This is a genomic window from Mesorhizobium sp. M0663 (assembly GCF_040320585.1).
In the GTDB taxonomy this organism is placed as follows: Bacteria; Pseudomonadota; Alphaproteobacteria; order Rhizobiales; family Rhizobiaceae; genus Mesorhizobium.
The window spans coordinates 104,510-120,634 of sequence record NZ_JAMYPX010000019.1; the positions used below are offsets into that span (position 1 = coordinate 104,510).

General features: G+C 64.1%; 13 protein-coding genes. 8 read left to right on the forward strand and 5 right to left on the reverse strand.

The window, feature by feature from the left end:
* Positions 1-42: 42 nt before the first annotated feature.
* From NKI54_RS25925 to NKI54_RS25935, 3 genes are all read right to left on the reverse strand, one after another.
* Positions 43-900, reverse strand: coding sequence for a S49 family peptidase (locus NKI54_RS25925; protein WP_352456850.1), 858 nt, complete (start codon positions 898-900; stop codon positions 43-45).
* 87 nt (positions 901-987) lie between these two features.
* Positions 988-1,788 carry a tRNA1(Val) (adenine(37)-N6)-methyltransferase gene (locus NKI54_RS25930; protein ID WP_352692659.1) on the reverse strand — a complete coding sequence of 267 codons (801 nt, stop codon included), beginning with the start codon at positions 1,786-1,788 and terminating at the stop codon, positions 988-990.
* Positions 1,788-2,012 (reverse strand): putative signal transducing protein, encoded by a 225-nt coding sequence (locus tag NKI54_RS25935; protein ID WP_023674082.1) that lies wholly within the window; start codon positions 2,010-2,012, stop codon positions 1,788-1,790. The genes NKI54_RS25930 and NKI54_RS25935 overlap by 1 nt, the downstream gene beginning before the upstream one ends.
* A 426-nt stretch (positions 2,013-2,438) precedes the next feature.
* Between NKI54_RS25935 and NKI54_RS25940 the strand changes: the two genes are divergently transcribed.
* On the forward strand, positions 2,439-3,455 hold the full coding sequence (locus NKI54_RS25940) for a polyprenyl synthetase family protein (protein WP_292663011.1): 1,017 nt from the start codon (positions 2,439-2,441) through the stop codon (positions 3,453-3,455).
* A gap of 26 nt (positions 3,456-3,481) precedes the next feature.
* Here the strand turns inward: NKI54_RS25940 and NKI54_RS25945 are convergent, their stop codons facing one another.
* Positions 3,482-4,915, reverse strand: coding sequence for an MFS transporter (locus NKI54_RS25945; RefSeq protein ID WP_352692660.1), 1,434 nt, complete (start codon positions 4,913-4,915; stop codon positions 3,482-3,484).
* A gap of 104 nt (positions 4,916-5,019) precedes the next feature.
* On the opposite strand from NKI54_RS25945, the gene NKI54_RS25950 reads away from it, so the two are divergent.
* The 4 genes from NKI54_RS25950 to NKI54_RS25965 all read left to right on the forward strand — a co-directional run bounded on the left by NKI54_RS25950 (position 5,020) and on the right by NKI54_RS25965 (position 12,117).
* Positions 5,020-5,625: a TetR/AcrR family transcriptional regulator gene (locus tag NKI54_RS25950; protein ID WP_023674085.1), complete on the forward strand. Its 606-nt coding sequence runs from the start codon at positions 5,020-5,022 to the stop codon at positions 5,623-5,625.
* Positions 5,626-5,834: 209 nt separating this feature from the next.
* Positions 5,835-7,610 carry a tetratricopeptide repeat protein gene (locus tag NKI54_RS25955; protein ID WP_031211039.1) on the forward strand — a complete coding sequence of 592 codons (1,776 nt, stop codon included), beginning with the start codon at positions 5,835-5,837 and terminating at the stop codon, positions 7,608-7,610.
* A gap of 250 nt (positions 7,611-7,860) precedes the next feature.
* Positions 7,861-8,922 carry a glycine--tRNA ligase subunit alpha gene (locus NKI54_RS25960; RefSeq protein WP_031211040.1) on the forward strand — a complete coding sequence of 354 codons (1,062 nt, stop codon included), beginning with the start codon at positions 7,861-7,863 and terminating at the stop codon, positions 8,920-8,922.
* A 447-nt stretch (positions 8,923-9,369) separates the two neighbouring features.
* Complete coding sequence (locus tag NKI54_RS25965) at positions 9,370-12,117, forward strand: glycine--tRNA ligase subunit beta (protein ID WP_352692661.1); 2,748 nt, start codon at positions 9,370-9,372, stop codon at positions 12,115-12,117.
* Positions 12,118-12,152: 35 nt separating this feature from the next.
* Here the strand turns inward: NKI54_RS25965 and NKI54_RS25970 are convergent, their stop codons facing one another.
* Positions 12,153-12,596, reverse strand: a complete 444-nt coding sequence (locus NKI54_RS25970; protein ID WP_023674091.1) for a hypothetical protein — start codon at positions 12,594-12,596, stop codon at positions 12,153-12,155.
* Positions 12,597-12,755: 159 nt separating this feature from the next.
* Between NKI54_RS25970 and NKI54_RS25975 the strand changes: the two genes are divergently transcribed.
* The 3 genes from NKI54_RS25975 to NKI54_RS25985 all read left to right on the forward strand — a co-directional run bounded on the left by NKI54_RS25975 (position 12,756) and on the right by NKI54_RS25985 (position 15,923).
* The gene (locus tag NKI54_RS25975; RefSeq protein WP_352692662.1) at positions 12,756-13,727 is read left to right on the forward strand and encodes an L-threonylcarbamoyladenylate synthase; all 972 of its coding nucleotides are present in this window, start codon (positions 12,756-12,758) and stop codon (positions 13,725-13,727) included.
* 9 nt (positions 13,728-13,736) lie between these two features.
* A complete protein-coding gene (locus NKI54_RS25980; RefSeq protein WP_352692663.1) occupies positions 13,737-15,167 on the forward strand; it encodes an FAD-binding oxidoreductase in 1,431 nt (476 codons plus the stop codon).
* Positions 15,168-15,353: 186 nt separating this feature from the next.
* On the forward strand, positions 15,354-15,923 hold the full coding sequence (locus tag NKI54_RS25985; RefSeq protein ID WP_352692664.1) for a DUF6101 family protein: 570 nt from the start codon (positions 15,354-15,356) through the stop codon (positions 15,921-15,923).
* The last annotated feature ends 202 nt before the right edge of the window (positions 15,924-16,125 follow it).

Genomic DNA, 16,125 nt, shown 5'->3' on the forward strand with positions numbered 1-16,125 from the left:
CGGGTCGGTTGATGATTTATGCTAGACGCTTTCACCAGCTTTTCAAAGCCCGAAGCGCGCCCACAGCGCGCGCTCTTCCGCCGCATCGATGACGCCGCTTGCCGCGGCGGCGGCGATATCGGGCGCCGAAAAGCTCGAGCCGAACAGGCCGAAGCGGCCGAACAGGCCGCGCGGTGCGGTGATCAGCTTGAGCTGGGTTTTCGGCCCGAAACGGCTCTTCAGCACGCTGCGCATGTCGCCGAGCGCATCGACCAGCCCGAGCTCCAGCCCCTTTTTGGCCGTCCAGAAAAGTCCGGTGAACAGGTCGGGATCGTCCTTGAGCTTGCTGCCGCGCCTGTCCTTGACGAGATCGATGAAGGTCTCGTGGACCTCGAGCTGCAGCGCCTTCAGGCGCTCGACGTCCTCCTTCTTTTCCGGCTTGAACGGGTCGAGCACCGCCTTGTTCTGGCCGGCGGTGTGGACGCGGCGCTCGACACCGATCTTCTTCAACAGCTCTGGAAAGCCGAACGAGGCCGACACCACGCCGATCGAGCCGACGATGGAGGACGGGTCGGCAAAGATCTCGTCGCCGGCGACCGCGATCATGTAGCCGCCTGATGCCGCTACGTCCTCGACGAAAACCAGGACTTTCTTGTTCTTCTCGCTCGCCAGGTCGCGGATGCGCCTGAAGATCAGCCGCGACTGCACCGGCGAGCCACCTGGCGAATTGATCGAGATGGCGACCGCCGGCGCGTCGAAGGAAAACAGCTTTTCGAGAAGACCGGCGGTGGAAGCGAGCGACAGGCTCGGCCGGAACTGGCCGCCGCCGGGCATGATGGTGCCGTGCAGCCGGATGACCGGAATGGTGACGACGGTGGAGCGCCAGGATTTCGGCAGCAGGCGGTTGAAAAGGCGTTTCACGAGGGGGCTGTCTCCGGTCGATTTGCTTGAGGCATGTAGGAATTCGCCGGCCAACGGCAATGCCGTCACCCCGGCAATCAGAATGGATTAGTCTCCGAACAGCGACGCCAGCCCGTTATTGATCAGCTCCGCCCGTTCCGAAGGGCTGTTGCCTGAATAGGCATGCAGCATCAGCGGCGGCCGGATCGACAGTTTGCCGCGTGCGCCGAGAATTGCCCGGACGACGATGCGGATCGCTGCCGCCTCGGGGCGAGGGTGGACGGCCAGCATCTCGGCATCGCCGAAGCGGCCGGCGATGGCATCGAGGATGGCGCCGAGCTGTTCCGGCCGGGCGATGACGGCCAGCCCGCCGCCCGGTCTGACCACCGCGGCCGCGCTGCGGATCCAGCTGTCGAACAGCCCATCCTCTGAGACATGCGCGGCCTTTCTCAGCGGATCGGGCGTCGCGCGATCCTCGGCGGCATTGAACGGCGGGTTCATGATGACGAAATCGAAGCTGTTGTCCTCGAGGCCGGCGGCCGTTCGCGCCCGGCCCGACAGCGCGACATCGGCGACGAGCATCGAAGCGCGGTTGCTGAGATGCGCATTACCGGGATGGGCAAGCGTGGTGGTGGCGAAGGCCGCCATTTCCGGAGAACGCTCGACAAGCACGGCCTCTGCAGCGGGGCAGCGCGACAGGACCGCCAGGCCGGCCGCACCGGCGCCCGCGCCAAAGTCGGCAAGCCGCCCGGCGAAGGAGGACGGCACGGCAGCCGCCAGCATCATCGCATCCATGCCGGCGCGGTGGCCTGCCTTTCTCGGCTGCACCAGCCAGAAGCGACCGCGATGAAAGGCGTCGACCGTATGAGCCGGCATGTCCGGGACAAGGGCAGCGGGCGACGCGGACATTATTTTTGGCGGATCTCGTTGGCGATGCCAGCATCCGTCAGGATGCGCCGCGCCGCATCGGCCTTGTCGGCGTCCACCATGACACGGCGGGGCAGGATGCCGATCGAGCCGTCGAGGACGCTCATATTCTGGTCGGCGACGAAACAGCCGATGCCGGCATCGCGCATCAGCGATTCGACAAACGAAATGATGACGGCGTCGTTGGTGCGGATGAGCTCTATCATCGGATTAGGGCCATGATCTATCGATATGGTCGAAATGGCGCCTGAAACGGCAAGAAGATGCGAGGAGAAGCGCGAAGGTCGGGGTCTTTCCCCCGGCCGAGCGGTTCGACGACGCAGCTTGCAGCCGTTTCGGCGTCCGGAGGATGTGGTCCATCTGCCCGGCTACTTTGTCGCGAAGGACTTGAAAGCCGAATGGCTTCCTGCGCCTTCGCTCCGCGTATCCGGACAGATGGCCTCACACCATTTCGATCATATCGATAGATCATGGCCCTAAACTCGCAGTTTGCGGCGTTGATGTAAACGTAGGCGTGATCATGTACCAGAGCCGGCGCGCCAATTCGCCTCTTGCCGCGCCGGTGGGTGACACCCTAGAGTCTGTCCAGGGACCATGTTGCCGTCGTGCATATCGAGGTTGGGAGTTTTGCCGTGGGTGTCGTTCTCAACATTGAAAACGGGAAGCGCGAAGCCGCCTCGATAAAGGACCTCATCGACCTGACCGCGGCCGACATGGGGCGCGTCAACAAATTGATCCTGTCGAAGGCCGGCTCCGATGTCGAGATGATTCCGGAGATAGCCAACCATCTGATCTCGTCGGGCGGCAAACGGCTGCGGCCGATGCTGACGCTCGCCGCCGCCCAGATGTTCGGCTATTCCGGTGACGGCCATGTCAAGCTCGCCACATCGGTCGAATTCATGCATACCGCGACACTTCTCCACGACGACGTCGTCGACGAAAGCGGCATGCGGCGCGGCAAGAAGACGGCGCGTATGATCTGGGGCAACCAGGCCAGTGTTCTGGTCGGTGATTTCCTGCTCGGCCAAGCCTTTCGCATGATGGTCGATGTCGGCTCGCTTGAAGCGCTCGATATCCTGTCGAGCGCGGCCTCGGTCATCGCCGAAGGCGAGGTGATGCAGCTCGCTGCCGCAAAAAACCTCGAGACCACCGAGGATGAGCATTTCGCGGTGATCAAGGCCAAGACCGCGGCGCTGTTTTCGGCCGCCGCCGAGGTCGGCCCCGTCATCGCTCAGGCGACGCGCAATGATCGCGCAGCACTCCGCTCCTACGGCATGAATCTTGGCCTTGCCTTCCAGCTGATCGACGACGCGCTGGATTACGGCGGCACCAGCAAGGATCTCGGCAAGAATGTCGGCGACGATTTTCGCGAGGGCAAGGTCACGCTGCCGGTGATCCTCGCCTATCGGCGCGGCACCAAGGCCGAGCGCAGCTTCTGGAAACGCGCCATCGAGGACAATGCCGCCGACGATGCCGGGCTGGAAAAGGCAATCGGCCTGATGCTCCGCCACGGCGCAATTGCCGACACCATCGGGCGCGCCCGCCATTTCGGCGAAATCGCCCGCGACGCGCTGGCGCCGCTCGAGGCGACGCCGCAGAAATCGGCGCTGATCGACGTCATCGATTTCTGCATCAGCCGGGTGAATTGACAGGCATCGGCGCCCCGCGCTTGTTCTCATCGAGCCTTTGCCGGAAGAACCATTGCTGCCAGCAGACTGACGACGATGCCCGCCGCCGCGAGCCAGAAGGCGACCTGGATGCCGTCGGCGACGGCAATTTTCAACGCATTGCCGGACAATTCGCCGATTTGGCTGTTTGCAATCGCAATCAGCACGGCCATGCCGATGGCGTTGCCGACATTGAGCGTCGTCGAAGCCATCCCCGAGGCGACGCCTTGCTGGTCATGGGCAACGCCGGAAGCGGCGGCAATCCACATTGCGGTCCAGACGATGCCTTGTCCGACGCCGGAGACGATCAGGCCGGGTACGAGGGACAGATAGCTGCTGTCGGCAGTCGCGCCTGATACCATCAATGCTGTCCCGACCGCGCCGACCATCATGCCGCCGACCAGGGTGCTGCGCGTCGAAAAGCGCGTTGCCAGACGCTCGCCGGCTTGCGTACCGGTGGCGATGGCGACCGACGGCACGAGAAAGGCGAGGCCCGTCTGCAAGGCAGTGAAGCCGTGCACGTTCTGCAGCAGCACGGTGAGGAAGTAGGGCAGCGCTCCGAAAGTGGCCATGTAGAGGAAGGTTATCGTCATGCCGGCGACAAGGCTGCGGTTGTGGAACAGGCGCAGCGGCATCAGCGGGTCGGCGCTGTTGGCCTCGATCACGGTGAAGGCAATCAGAAACAATGCCGCCAGCAGCGCGCTGGCGATGATTGCGCCAGAGCCCCAGCCATATCCGGGCCCTTGAACCAGGGTGAAGACAAGCAGCGTCGCGCCGGCGGTGACGGTCAGGGCGCCCGGCAGATCGAAGCTGCGCTGCTCGTGCCACTTGCGATCGCGCGGGATGATGGCGAAAGCCGCGATGATGGCGATCCCGGCCAGCAGCACGTTGACATAGAAGACCGACGGCCAGCCGAAGGCGCTGGTCAGAAACCCGCCGGCAAGCGAACCGAGCGTCAGACCGCTGGCGCCTGCGCCGCCCCAGACGGCGAGCGCCCGGTTGCGTTCCGGTCCCTCGGCGAACAGGCGGTTGATCAGCGACAGCGTCGCCGGAAACAGGAACGCGGCGCCGATGCCTTGTACGGCGCGGTCCGCGATGATGATTTCCGGCGACCAGGCGAGGCCGCCGATCAGAGATGAGAGCGCGTAGAGCCAGAGCGCGAAGATGAAGACGCGGCGCTGGCCGATCAGGTCGGCCGCCCGGCCGCCGAACAGCAGGAAGCCACCGGTGAACACGGTGTAGGCGCTGACCACCCACTGCAGGGTCTGGCCTGAAAATCCGAGGCCGGCGCCGATCTCCGGCAACGCCACGAAGACGATGTTGAGGTCGAGCGAGATGATGAGCTGCGCGAAGGCGAGGAGCGCCAGCGTTGCGCCATGTTTCGCCGTGCTTGCTCCTTGCGTTATCGCCCCGAGCGGCGCGCCTTGATCGAGTGAACTCATGTCGGACTCCTTGTCGACAATTATTTAATGATCGACAAAGAATTGAGATTTGCAATCCGAAGTCAAGCGGATTATTTGTTGATCGACAAAAATTGGAGACCGACATGGCAGGCAGGCCAAGGCAATTCGACCGCGACCAGGCGCTGGAGAAAGCCCGCGACGCTTTCTGGAGGCGCGGCTACGAGGGCACTTCGATGGCCGATCTCGTATCGGCGCTTGGCCTCGCATCGGCGCGCATCTATGCCGCCTTCGGCTCGAAGGAGGATCTGTTTCGCGAAGCAGTGGCGCTTTACGAGGCCAATGAGGGCGGCTTCGCCACGCGCGCGCTGCAGGAAGAACCAAATGTCCGGCGCGTCATCGAGCGCATGCTTCGCGACGCCGTCGAAATCTATACGCGGCCCGGGCGGCCGCAGGGCTGCATGGTGGTGACGGCCGCGACCAATTGCGCCGTCGAAAACGACGCCGTGCTGCAATGGCTGGCGGAGCATCGGCTGGCGCGTACCGCGTCGATCGTCGAGCGATTGAAAAAGGCCGTGCGCGATGGCGAATTGAAGCCGGATACCGATGCCGAGACGCTGGGTGACTATTACGCCACGCTGATGCACGGCCTTTCGGTCCAGGCACGCGACGGCGTGCCGAAAAAGCGGCTGCACGATCTTGTCACCGTCGCCATGCAGGCGCTCGACGCAAGCCTTTCGCAAACGTCCTGAGTTCCGGGCCGTGACGCCGGTTTCCCATTGCCGGATTGCCGCAATGCGGTCGTGCGACCTCTTTCGGCATGGTTTATTAATTGCTTGACCCGATTGTGAATTCGGGCCGGGTTGAAGCCCGACCCCAAAAAGGCCATGCTTTACCTGTAAAGATCGAGTCTACGGCGATCCCGCTGACGCGGAGATGGCGTTTGGCTGAAAGGGATATGATGCGGCAAGGATATGCGCGCTGGCTGACGGGGCTGGCAATCGCGACGGGCATGGCGATCTCGGCTTTGCCGGCGCATGCCAAACAGACCGCCGAGCCGGTCAGGATCACATCCTTCTCGGGGGCCTATCTTGCCGCCAGGATCGCCGACGGCGACAACGACCTCGACAGTGCCATCTCCTATTACAAGCAGGCGCTTGCGTTCGATCCGAACGATACGGGACTGCAGCAGAGTCTGATGCTGTCGCTGATCGCGCAGGGGCGCTTCGACGAATCCCTGGTCTATGCTGACAAGCTCAAGGCGGTTCCCGACGTCGAGCGCTTCTCGCGCCTGGCGCTGGCCATCGATTCCTTCCACAAGAAGGATTTCTCCAAGGCCGAATACTGGCTCAAGCTGTCGCTCGAATCCGATCTCGACCGGCTGATCTCCGGCGTCATGACCGGCTGGGCCAAGCAGGGTGCGGGTGACGCCGGCGAGGCCATGGCTTCCATCGACAAGCTGCAGGGCCCCGACTGGTTCAGCCTGTTCAAGTCCTTCCACCGCGCCTTGATTGCCGACGCCTCCGGCCTGCCCGACAGGGCGGATGCGCTCTACACCGCCACCGTGCAGGACACGGCGGCAGGCGGTGCGGCCCCCGAAACATGGATGCGCAACGCGCAGGCCTACGCCTCTTTCCTCGCCCGCAAAGGCGACAAGGCCAAGGCGCTGTCGGTGCTCGACAAGGCCGAGGCGTTCGCCCCCGGCAAGGTCGAGATTGCGGCCCTTCGCGACAAGATCAACAAGGGCGAAAAGATCGAGCCCTTCGTTGCCGGTCCGTCGGACGGCGCCTCGGAAATCCTGCTCGATCTCGCCACCGCGCTCAACCGCGGCGGCGGCGAGCCATTCGTGCGGCTTTATCTGCAATATGCCCTGGCGCTGCGGCCCGACAACGACGCGGCGCTCGTTCAGCTTGCCGCCGTTGCCGAGCAGTTGAAAGATGGCGAGGGCGCCATCGCGCTCTATCGCCGCATTCCCGCCGGCTCGCCGCTGAAGGAGCTTTCGGACCTGCAGCTTGGCCTCAACCTTGCCGATCTCGACCGCAACGATGAGGCGATCGCTCACCTCAAGGCCATCGTCGATGCGCATCCCGACGACATGCGCGCCTATCTGGCGCTCGGCGGCGTCTATTCCTCGAAGGAGGATTTCCGCTCCGCCGCCAATCTTTACGACAAGGCAGTCGAGGTGCTGAAGACGCCGACCGCCGCCAACTGGAACATTTTCTACCAGCGCGGCATCGCCTATGAGCGGCTGAAGGAATGGCCGAAGGCTGAGCCGAATTTCCGCAAGGCGCTGGAGCTCTACCCCGACCAGCCGCAGGTTCTGAACTATCTGGGCTATTCCTGGGTCGACAAGAACATGAACCTCAAGGAAGGCCTCGCGATGATCCAGAAGGCCGTCGACCTGAGGCCGAGCGACGGCTACATCGTCGATTCGCTGGGCTGGGCCTATTACCGCCTTGGCCAGTTCGACGATGCGGTGCGCGAAATGGAACGCGCCGTTTCGTTGAAGCCGGAGGATCCGGTGCTCAACGATCACCTCGGCGACGTTTACTGGCGCGTCGGCCGCAAGCTGGAAGCCACCTTCCAGTGGAACCAGGCCCGCGACCTGAAGCCGGACCCGGACGTGCTTGCCGCCTTGCAGCAAAAGCTGATGAAAGGCCTGCCGCCGATCGAATCCAACACAGCGCAGGAAACCCCGAACGTAAAGCCCGTGCCGGCGCCCGCGCCCAAGGGGTGACCCTTCTTTCCTTCTCCCCTTGTGGGAGAAGGTGGATCGGCGCGCAGCGCCGAGACGGTTGAGGGGTGTTGGACGGAGTGCCGTCGGTGCCAATCTAGAACACCCCTCATCCGACCGAGCTTCGCTCGGCCACCTTCTCCCACAAGGGGAGAAGGGAACACCTTCAAAGGCCTGACCCCCTCTGCCTTGACGCTTGCTGGCCAGGCATCTAGGACGTGCCGGCATCCCGCCTTTCCCGCCGGAGGCCGCCGTGACCGTTGATATCCCTGCCCACATGCACCCCAGCCGCTCGTTCCAGGGGCTGATCCTGACGTTGCATAATTATTGGGCGGACTATGGCTGCGTCGTCCTCCAGCCTTACGACATGGAAGTCGGCGCCGGCACCTTCCATCCGGCAACGACATTGCGCGCGCTCGGCCCAAAACGCTGGAACGCGGCTTATGTCCAGCCCTCGCGCCGCCCCAAGGACGGCCGCTATGGCGAGAACCCGAACCGGCTGCAGCACTATTACCAATACCAGGTGATCCTGAAGCCCAATCCGCCCAATCTGCAGGAGCTTTACCTCGGCTCGCTGGCCGCGATCGGCATCGATCCGCTGCTGCACGACATCCGCTTCGTCGAGGACGACTGGGAAAGCCCGACGCTGGGCGCCTGGGGGCTGGGCTGGGAGTGCTGGTGCGACGGCATGGAGGTGTCGCAGTTCACCTATTTCCAGCAGGTCTGCGGCATCGAATGCGCACCGGTGGCGGGCGAGCTCACTTACGGGCTGGAACGGCTGGCCATGTATGTGCAGGGCGTCGACAATGTCTACGACCTCAACTTCAACGGTCGTGAAGGCGCCGACAAGGTGACCTATGGCGACGTCTTCCTGCAGGCCGAGCAGGAATATTCGCGCCATAATTTCGAATTTGCCAACACCGCGATGTTGCTGCGCCATTTCGAAGACGCCGAAGCCGAGTGCAAGGCGTTGCTACAAGCCGGCGCGCCCATCTTCCCCCTTGAGGGGGAGACGCCCGCGAAGCGGGCAGAGGGGGTCGCCTCAGAAGGCACTGCAGGTCAGGCGTCGAGCACTGCACGAGCGACCCCTCCCGGCCAGACCTTGTCTGGTCCCCTCAAGGGGGAGGGATATCACCGCATGGTCTTCCCAGCCTACGACCAGTGCATCAAGGCCAGCCACGTCTTCAATCTGCTCGACGCACGCGGCGTGATTTCGGTCACCGAGCGCCAGAGTTACATCTTGCGGGTGCGCAATCTGGCCAAGGCCTGCGGCGAGGCGTTTCTGCTGACGCAGGCGGGTGGAATGGCGGCTTAGCTCCAGGCGATTTCGACAGGGGCGCTGATTGGCAACGTGCCTTGGCCGCTTGCACCGGCTATTGTCCGCAACGCTTGTCTGACGCCGGGCATCGAGAACGTGCCATGCACCTGCGCTGTAAAACAGGCGCTGAGCGCGAGGATCTGCAGGAATGTCGATGCCGTTTTCATGCTCGTTCAGCCAATAGCTCTCTGCCTGAGCGTTGGTCGCTTCAGCGCTGCGTTCGGTTCAGGGAAATCTTTGATCCAAGGACGGGCGGACCGGCGCGTGTCCGACAGGCGGCTGAATTTTTTCGGAATTCGCTGTTGGACGCCTTGATCGTGCTGGCCCGATCTTGCTGGGAAGGGTGACAGCAGCCGACCGAGTTGCTATGCCCCGCTTACCTTCGCCTCGATGGGGGAGGACGCCGCGAAGCGGCGGCTGTTTCTTGTCGCGTGAGCTCTTTCAATGCCTGACCTGCTTCTAGAACTTCGTTCCGAGGAAATCCCCGCTCGCATGCAGCGCAAGGCGGCCGGCGACCTGAAAAAGCTTTTGACCGACGGTCTGGTCGACGCCGGGCTGATCTATGAGGCGGGGCGCGAATATTGGACGCCGCGCCGGTTGACGCTCGACATTCGCGGCCTGACCGCGCGCTCGAAGGACATCAGCGAGGAGATCAAGGGGCCCTCGACCAAGGCGCCCGAGCCGGCGGTGCAAGGTTTTCTGCGCAAGGCCGGCCTTGCCTCGATTGCCGAGGCGCATGTTCATTCCGATCCGAAGAAGGGCGACTTCTACGTCGCCCATATTTCCAGGCCGGGCAGGCCGGCGGAGCAGATCATCGCCGAGCTGGTGCCGGGCATCATCCGCAACTTCCCCTGGCCGAAATCGATGCGCTGGGGGCCGGCTTCGGCCAAGCCCGGCTCGCTGCGCTGGGTGCGGCCGCTGCAATCGATCCTGTGCACCTTCGGCCCCGAAACCGAGGAGCCGGTGGTCGTCGATTTCGAGATCGACGGCATCCGCTCCGGCAACGTCACTTACGGTCACCGTTTTCATGCGCCGGGCACCATCACGGTGCGCCGCTTCGACGATTATGTCGCCAAGCTTGAGGCGGCCAAGGTCGTGCTCGATGCCGACAGACGCAAGGAGATCATTCTTGCCGATGCCAGGAACCTCGCCTTCGCCAGCGGGCTCGACCTTGTCGAGGACGAGGGGCTGCTGGAAGAAGTGTCGGGCCTCGTCGAATGGCCGGTCGTGCTGATGGGCGAATTCGAGCAGGATTTTCTGGCCATTCCGGCCGAGGTGATCAGGCTCACCATCCGCGCCAACCAGAAGTGTTTCGTGACGACGCGCCAAATCTCCCCCCTCGAGGGGGAGATGTCGCCGAAGGCGACAGAGGGGGTCGCCTCGCGTGGATCGGCGGCATCCCCTGTCCGCGATAGGGAGTCGCGTCAGGTCGTGCCGACCCCCTCTGGCCTACCGGCCATCTCCCCCTCAAGGGGGGAGATCAGCCAATCGCCGCTCTCCAACCGCTTTATCCTGACCGCCAACATCGAGGCCAAGGATGGCGGCAAGGAGATCGCCCATGGCAACGGCAAGGTGGTGCGCGCCCGCCTGTCCGACGCGCTCTATTTCTGGAAGACCGATCAGGGCGATCTGCCTGACCTCGACCAGTTGCAGGCTTCGGCGGAAAAATTCGGGCTCGATCTGAACAAGCCGCTCGACCAGCGCATGGCCCGCCTCGACCACCTCGGCGTCACCTTCCACGCCAAGCTCGGCACCCAGGGCGAGCGGGTGAAGCGGATTGCGCAGCTGGCCGAAGAACTGGCGCCGATCGTGGCGCGCGCAATCTCCCCCCTTGAGGGGGAGATGGCCGGCAGGCCAGAGGGGGTCGCCGAGCGTGAATCGCCGGCATCCTCTGTCCGCGATAGGAAGCCGCGTCAGGACGTGCCGACCCCCTCTGTCGCCTTCGGCGACATCTCCCCCTCGAGGGGGGAGATTATCGCGCTCGCGCGCCGCGCCGCCGTCCTCGCCAAGGCCGACCTCACCACCGAGGTGGTCGGCGAGTTCCCGGAACTGCAAGGCGCCATGGGCCGCAAATACGCGCTGCTGCAGGGCGAGCACCCCTCCGTCGCCGCCGCGATCGAGGAGCACTACAAGCCGCAGGGCCCGTCCGATCGCGTGCCGACCGATCCGGTTTCGGTGGCCGTGGCGCTTGCCGACAAGCTCGACACGCTGGTCGGGTTCTGGGCTATTGATGAAAAGCCGACCGGATCGAAGGATCCCTATGCGCTCAGAAGAGCGGCGCTGGGGGTGGTCAGGATGTTGGTCGAGAACGGGGTTCGATTGCGCCTTGAGCAGGATTGGCACAAAGCATGGCTTCGAGTTTTCTGGCAGATCGTTGATCAGAAGTACCGGCCAATATTTGAGAAATTTATGGAACTCGGTCGCATGCTTCCGATGTCCTCCGCAGGAGATTGGAAGTTTGATCAGGTCGCAGCCATCTTAGCTGAAGACAAGGCATTCCTGATAGAATGGGCGAACAGATTTAATGCTGCAGAAGCCGACCTCCTGTCCTTTTTCCACGATCGCCTCAAAGTCTATCTCCGCGATCAGGGTGCGCGGCACGACCTGATTGACGCGGTGCTGGCGGCCGGTTCGCGCCCAATCTCCCCCCTTGTGGGGGAGATGTCGGCGCAGCCGACAGAGGGGGGCGCTGTCCCGCCGGCCTCTCGGCGCGAGGCACCCCCCTCTGCCCTGCCGGGCATCTCCCCCTCAAGGGGGGAGATTGGCCAGAACGACGATCTCCTTCAAATCGTCCGCCGCGTCGAAGCGCTCGGCTCATTCCTTGACACCGAGGACGGCAAGAACCTGCTTGCCGGCACCAAGCGCGCGGCCAACATCGTGGCTGCCGAGGAGAAGAAGGCGACGGCGATCGCAAGCAGCGTTGAGCCGGCTCTGTTCCGGGAGGACGCCGAAAAAACCTTGTTTGCGGCGGTCAATCAGGCCGAGAGGCAAGCCGGCGAAGCAATTCAAAACGAAGACTTTTCCGCCGCCATGCTGGCGCTTAGCGTGTTGCGCGAGCCGGTTGATTCATTCTTTGACAAAGTCCTCGTAAACGATGAGGACCAGGCGGTGCGCGCCAATCGCCTGGCATTGCTCGCCCGCATCCGCGCGGCGACCGACCGGGTCGCGGATTTCTCCAAGATAGCCGGCTGACATTCGCGAAGAAATCTTCGCTTATGCTTCAGGCGCTATTTGGGCTGGTCGGGAGCTGCTAGCGGCGCAGGCTGCGGCGCTGCCGGCTCAGGGGGGTTGCTGGCGACCTTTGGGTCGGCTTTGCCGTCGGCGGCGGGCGCGGCAGCGGTGGCCGGCGCGGCTTTGGGCGCGGGCGTAGCAAAGGCATCGCCGACGATACCGCCGCGAATGATCATCGGGCTTCCGGCGAAGCCATGACTCGGCTGGCTCGGGATTGCCGCGACCTTTTCCTCGGTGACGTTTTCATTGACGTTGGGCAACTTCTCGCCGAGCGCGACGATCGACGGTGTTTTCGTCCGCTCGAGCGAGCCTGGACTGGCCACCGTACCGACCACCGAAGGCGTCGCCGTCGTTTGCCCGAGAAAAACCAGCGACGAGGCCTGTGCCGTGCCGGCCATAAACGCCAAACCAAGCGCTCCAAGGATACGCATCGAAAGCATGATAATTCCCCTTGCCCAACAAGACGGCACCCTAGCCGAGGGCAGTTGATGCCGGCTTGCGGGGAAACATAGCATTTTAGCGATTTGCGATTCGCCAATGCCTGGGCTTGCTCGCCCGGCGTCAGCGTATTAGGCACCCGCATCCGTGAGGTGACGACAGTGGCTGAAATTCGTGCCGTCGGCGAGGCGATGGAAAGGGCGTTGGCGCTGCTCGAGAGCGGCGATGTCGTCGCCATCCCGACCGAGACCGTTTATGGGCTGGCCGGCGACGCGACCAATGGCGTTGCCGTGGCTCGTATCTTCGAAGCCAAGGGCCGCCCTCGCTTCAACCCGCTGATCGCCCATATAGCCGATCCGGCGATGGCCGAGCGCATCGCGCTGTTCGACCCGCTGTCGGAAAGATTGGCGCAGGCATTCTGGCCGGGGCCGCTGACGTTGGTGCTGCCGCAACGGCCCGGCAACGGCATTCATCCGCTGGTCACCGCCGGCCTAGAAACGATCGCGCTGCGCATGCCGAAAGGCTTTGGCGGCGAGCTGATCGCCAGGTTCGGCCGCGCGCTGGCGGCGCCCAGCGCCAATTCCTCGGGCAGGATCAGCGCCACGACGGCCGAGGCCGTGGCCGCCGATCTCGGTCCCCGGATCAAGCTTGTGGTCGACGGCGGCGCGACGCCGGTCGGGCTGGAATCGACCATCGTCAAGGTCGAAGCTGGAAAGCTGCGGCTGCTGCGGCCGGGCGGCATTGCCGCCGAAGAGATCGAAGCAGTGGCCGGGACAAAGTTGCTGCGCGGCGCTTCGGGCATCGAGGCGCCCGGCATGCTCGCCTCGCACTATGCGCCAGGTGCGGCGGTGCGGCTCAATGCTGCGGAGGTCGCACCGGGCGAAGCCTTGCTGGCCTTCGGCCGCCGCCGTGCCGAAGGCTGGCGCGATGCAGCCGCACTGCGCAATTTGTCGGAGACCGGCGACCTGCGCGAGGCAGCAAGCAATCTCTTCGCCCATCTGCAGGATCTTGATCGCAGCGGCGCCAAAACCATCGCTGTCGAGCCGATCCCGTTCGACGGGCTGGGCGAGGCGATCAATGACCGGCTTTCGCGCGCCGCCGCCCCGCGTGACAAGATCGACCGAGCACCATAGTTTCCACCCATGAACGACATTTCCCCAGGTCTCGACCCCGCCGTCATCGCGCGCTTTGCGGCAATCGTCGGCGACAAATATGCGCTGCGCGACCAGCAGGACATCGCGCCTTACCTCACCGAGCGGCGCGGACTTTGGCACGGCAGGACGGCTTTGGTGCTGAGGCCGGGGACCGTCGAGGAGGTCAGCAGCATCATGCGGCTGGCGACCGAAACCGGCACGCCCATCGTGCCGCAAAGCGGCAACACCGGGCTGGTCGGCGCCCAGGTGCCGGACGCATCCGGCCGCGAGATCGTGCTGTCGCTGTCGCGGCTGAACCGCATCCGCGAAATCGATACGCTGTCCAACACGGTCACGGTCGAAACCGGCGTCATCCTGCAGACGCTGCAGGAAGCGGCCGATGCCGCCGACCGGCTGTTTCCGCTGTCGCTTGCCGCGCAAGGCTCCTGCCAGATCGGCGGCAATCTCTCGTCCAACGCCGGCGGCACCGGCGTGCTTGCCTACGGCAATGCGCGCGAGCTCTGCCTCGGCGTCGAAGTGGTGCTGCCGACCGGTGAAGTGTTCGACGATCTGCGCAAGCTGAAAAAGGACAATACCGGCTACGATTTGAAGAACCTGTTCGTCGGCGCCGAGGGTACGCTCGGCATCATCACCGCCGCCGTGCTCAAGCTGTTCCCCAAGCCCAAGGGGCGCGAGGTGGCGTTTGCCGGCCTGTCATCGCCGGAGGCGGCACTGTCGCTGTTCAGCCTCGCGATGGACCGTGCAGGGGCAGCGCTCACCGCCTTCGAGCTGATCGGCCAGAGGCCCTACGACTTCACGCTTGCCCACGCGCAAGGCGTGGTGCGGCCGCTGGCCGGCGATTGGCCGTGGTATGTGCTGATGCAGATCTCGTCGGGCCGTTCGGCCGACGATGCCAGGGCCCTGATCGAGGAGGTGCTGGAGGCAGGCCTCGAGCAAGGCATCGTCGGCGATGCGGTGATCGCGGCAAGCATGGCCCAGGGCGATGCGTTCTGGAATTTCCGCGAGGTGCTGCCCGAGGCGCAGAAGCCGGAAGGTGCCTCGATCAAGCACGACATCTCGGTGCCGGTGGCGTCAATCCCGCCATTCATCGAAAAGGCCGCCGGCGCCGTGCAATCGGTCAGTCCCGGCGCGCGCGTCGTCTGCTTCGGCCACATGGGCGACGGCAATCTGCACTACAACATCTCCCGGCCGGTCGACGGCGATGACGAGGCGTTTCTCGGCCTTTACCACGTCATGAACAAGGCCGTGCACGACGTCGTGCGCTCGTTTCATGGCTCGATCTCGGCCGAGCACGGCATCGGCCAGTTGAAGCGGGACGAATTGATCGCGACGGCACCGCCGATGGCGATCGAGCTGATGCGCAGGGTGAAGGCCGCGTTCGACCCGGCCGGCATCATGAATCCGGGTAAGGTTATCTGATCCTTTCGCCGGCCTGCGCCGGTTCGCATTCCGATAACCATCTGCCTCGGATCAGCAAAATTTAACCGACTTTCTTAAGCGCGAGGATAAGAAGCTCGCGCTAATGTTTCTCCACAAACGAGGCTGGGAAAACCGGCCCGGAGAACCGGAAACACCGGCTCTCAGGAGAAACAGGAAAGGCACGATATGAACACTGGACTGAAGCCAGTCTGGGCCGGCCGCAATATGCGTCTCGACCCATTCCGCCTGCCGCAGGTGGTGAGCTACGCCACGCGCGACGACTATGGCGACGTTACCTTCACCATCGACCAGCGCGGGGCGGTCATCCGCCGCACGCTGGGGATGAGCGGCGTGCCGGCGATCATCGCTCTGCCCGCCAACGCGTTTCGCGGCGTCGCCGCCCGCGCGATGGAGGATCCGGATGGCAATGTCACGGTGACACTTGAGCTTCTGCACAACGACCCGATGCTGTCGGTGCCGCTGCTGGTGGCCGACGATCTCGACGATGTCGCCGCCGACTGGCGCGCCTGGGCCGACGCCTACCGGCTGCCGATGCTGCTGATCGAGGCCGACGGCATTGCCCGCACGCTGGAAGAATCGCTCGGTGCCGCCATCAAGGCGCTGCCGGCGCAGGACCGCCGCAAAGGTCGCGTCTCGACCATGCGCCGCCCGCGCTTCCTCGCCCGCCGCCGCGCCGGCGACCTCGGCCTCAGGCTGGTCATCGGCGGCGAGGAGCTTATTTCGCGCGACGAGTAGTGGTGAGCGCTCTCCTTCTCCCCTTGTTGTGGGAGAAGGTGGCCGAGCGCAGCTCGGTCGGATGAGGGGTGTTCCAGCTTGGCACCAACGGCGATCCGTCGATAGTGTGCTGAAGGTTCTGCAAAAAGTTTTGGAGAGAGAACGGCGCCTGCTCTGAGGGGCGAGCGGCCATGGCACGGTGGTGACGTTGCGATCACCGATT

Coding starts and splice junctions, on each gene's coding strand:
- NKI54_RS25930 (WP_352692659.1), bottom strand. CDS start 1,788: ATGTCCGCGTCGCCCGCTGCCCTTGTCCCGGACATGCCGGCTCATACG.
- NKI54_RS25935 (WP_023674082.1), bottom strand. CDS start 2,012: ATGATAGAGCTCATCCGCACCAACGACGCCGTCATCATTTCGTTTGTC.
- NKI54_RS25945 (WP_352692660.1), bottom strand. CDS start 4,915: ATGAGTTCACTCGATCAAGGCGCGCCGCTCGGGGCGATAACGCAAGGA.
- NKI54_RS25950 (WP_023674085.1), top strand. CDS start 5,020: ATGGCAGGCAGGCCAAGGCAATTCGACCGCGACCAGGCGCTGGAGAAA.
- NKI54_RS25955 (WP_031211039.1), top strand. CDS start 5,835: ATGCGGCAAGGATATGCGCGCTGGCTGACGGGGCTGGCAATCGCGACG.
- NKI54_RS25965 (WP_352692661.1), top strand. CDS start 9,370: ATGCCTGACCTGCTTCTAGAACTTCGTTCCGAGGAAATCCCCGCTCGC.
- NKI54_RS25970 (WP_023674091.1), bottom strand. CDS start 12,596: ATGCTTTCGATGCGTATCCTTGGAGCGCTTGGTTTGGCGTTTATGGCC.
- NKI54_RS25980 (WP_352692663.1), top strand. CDS start 13,737: ATGAACGACATTTCCCCAGGTCTCGACCCCGCCGTCATCGCGCGCTTT.
- NKI54_RS25985 (WP_352692664.1), top strand. CDS start 15,354: ATGAACACTGGACTGAAGCCAGTCTGGGCCGGCCGCAATATGCGTCTC.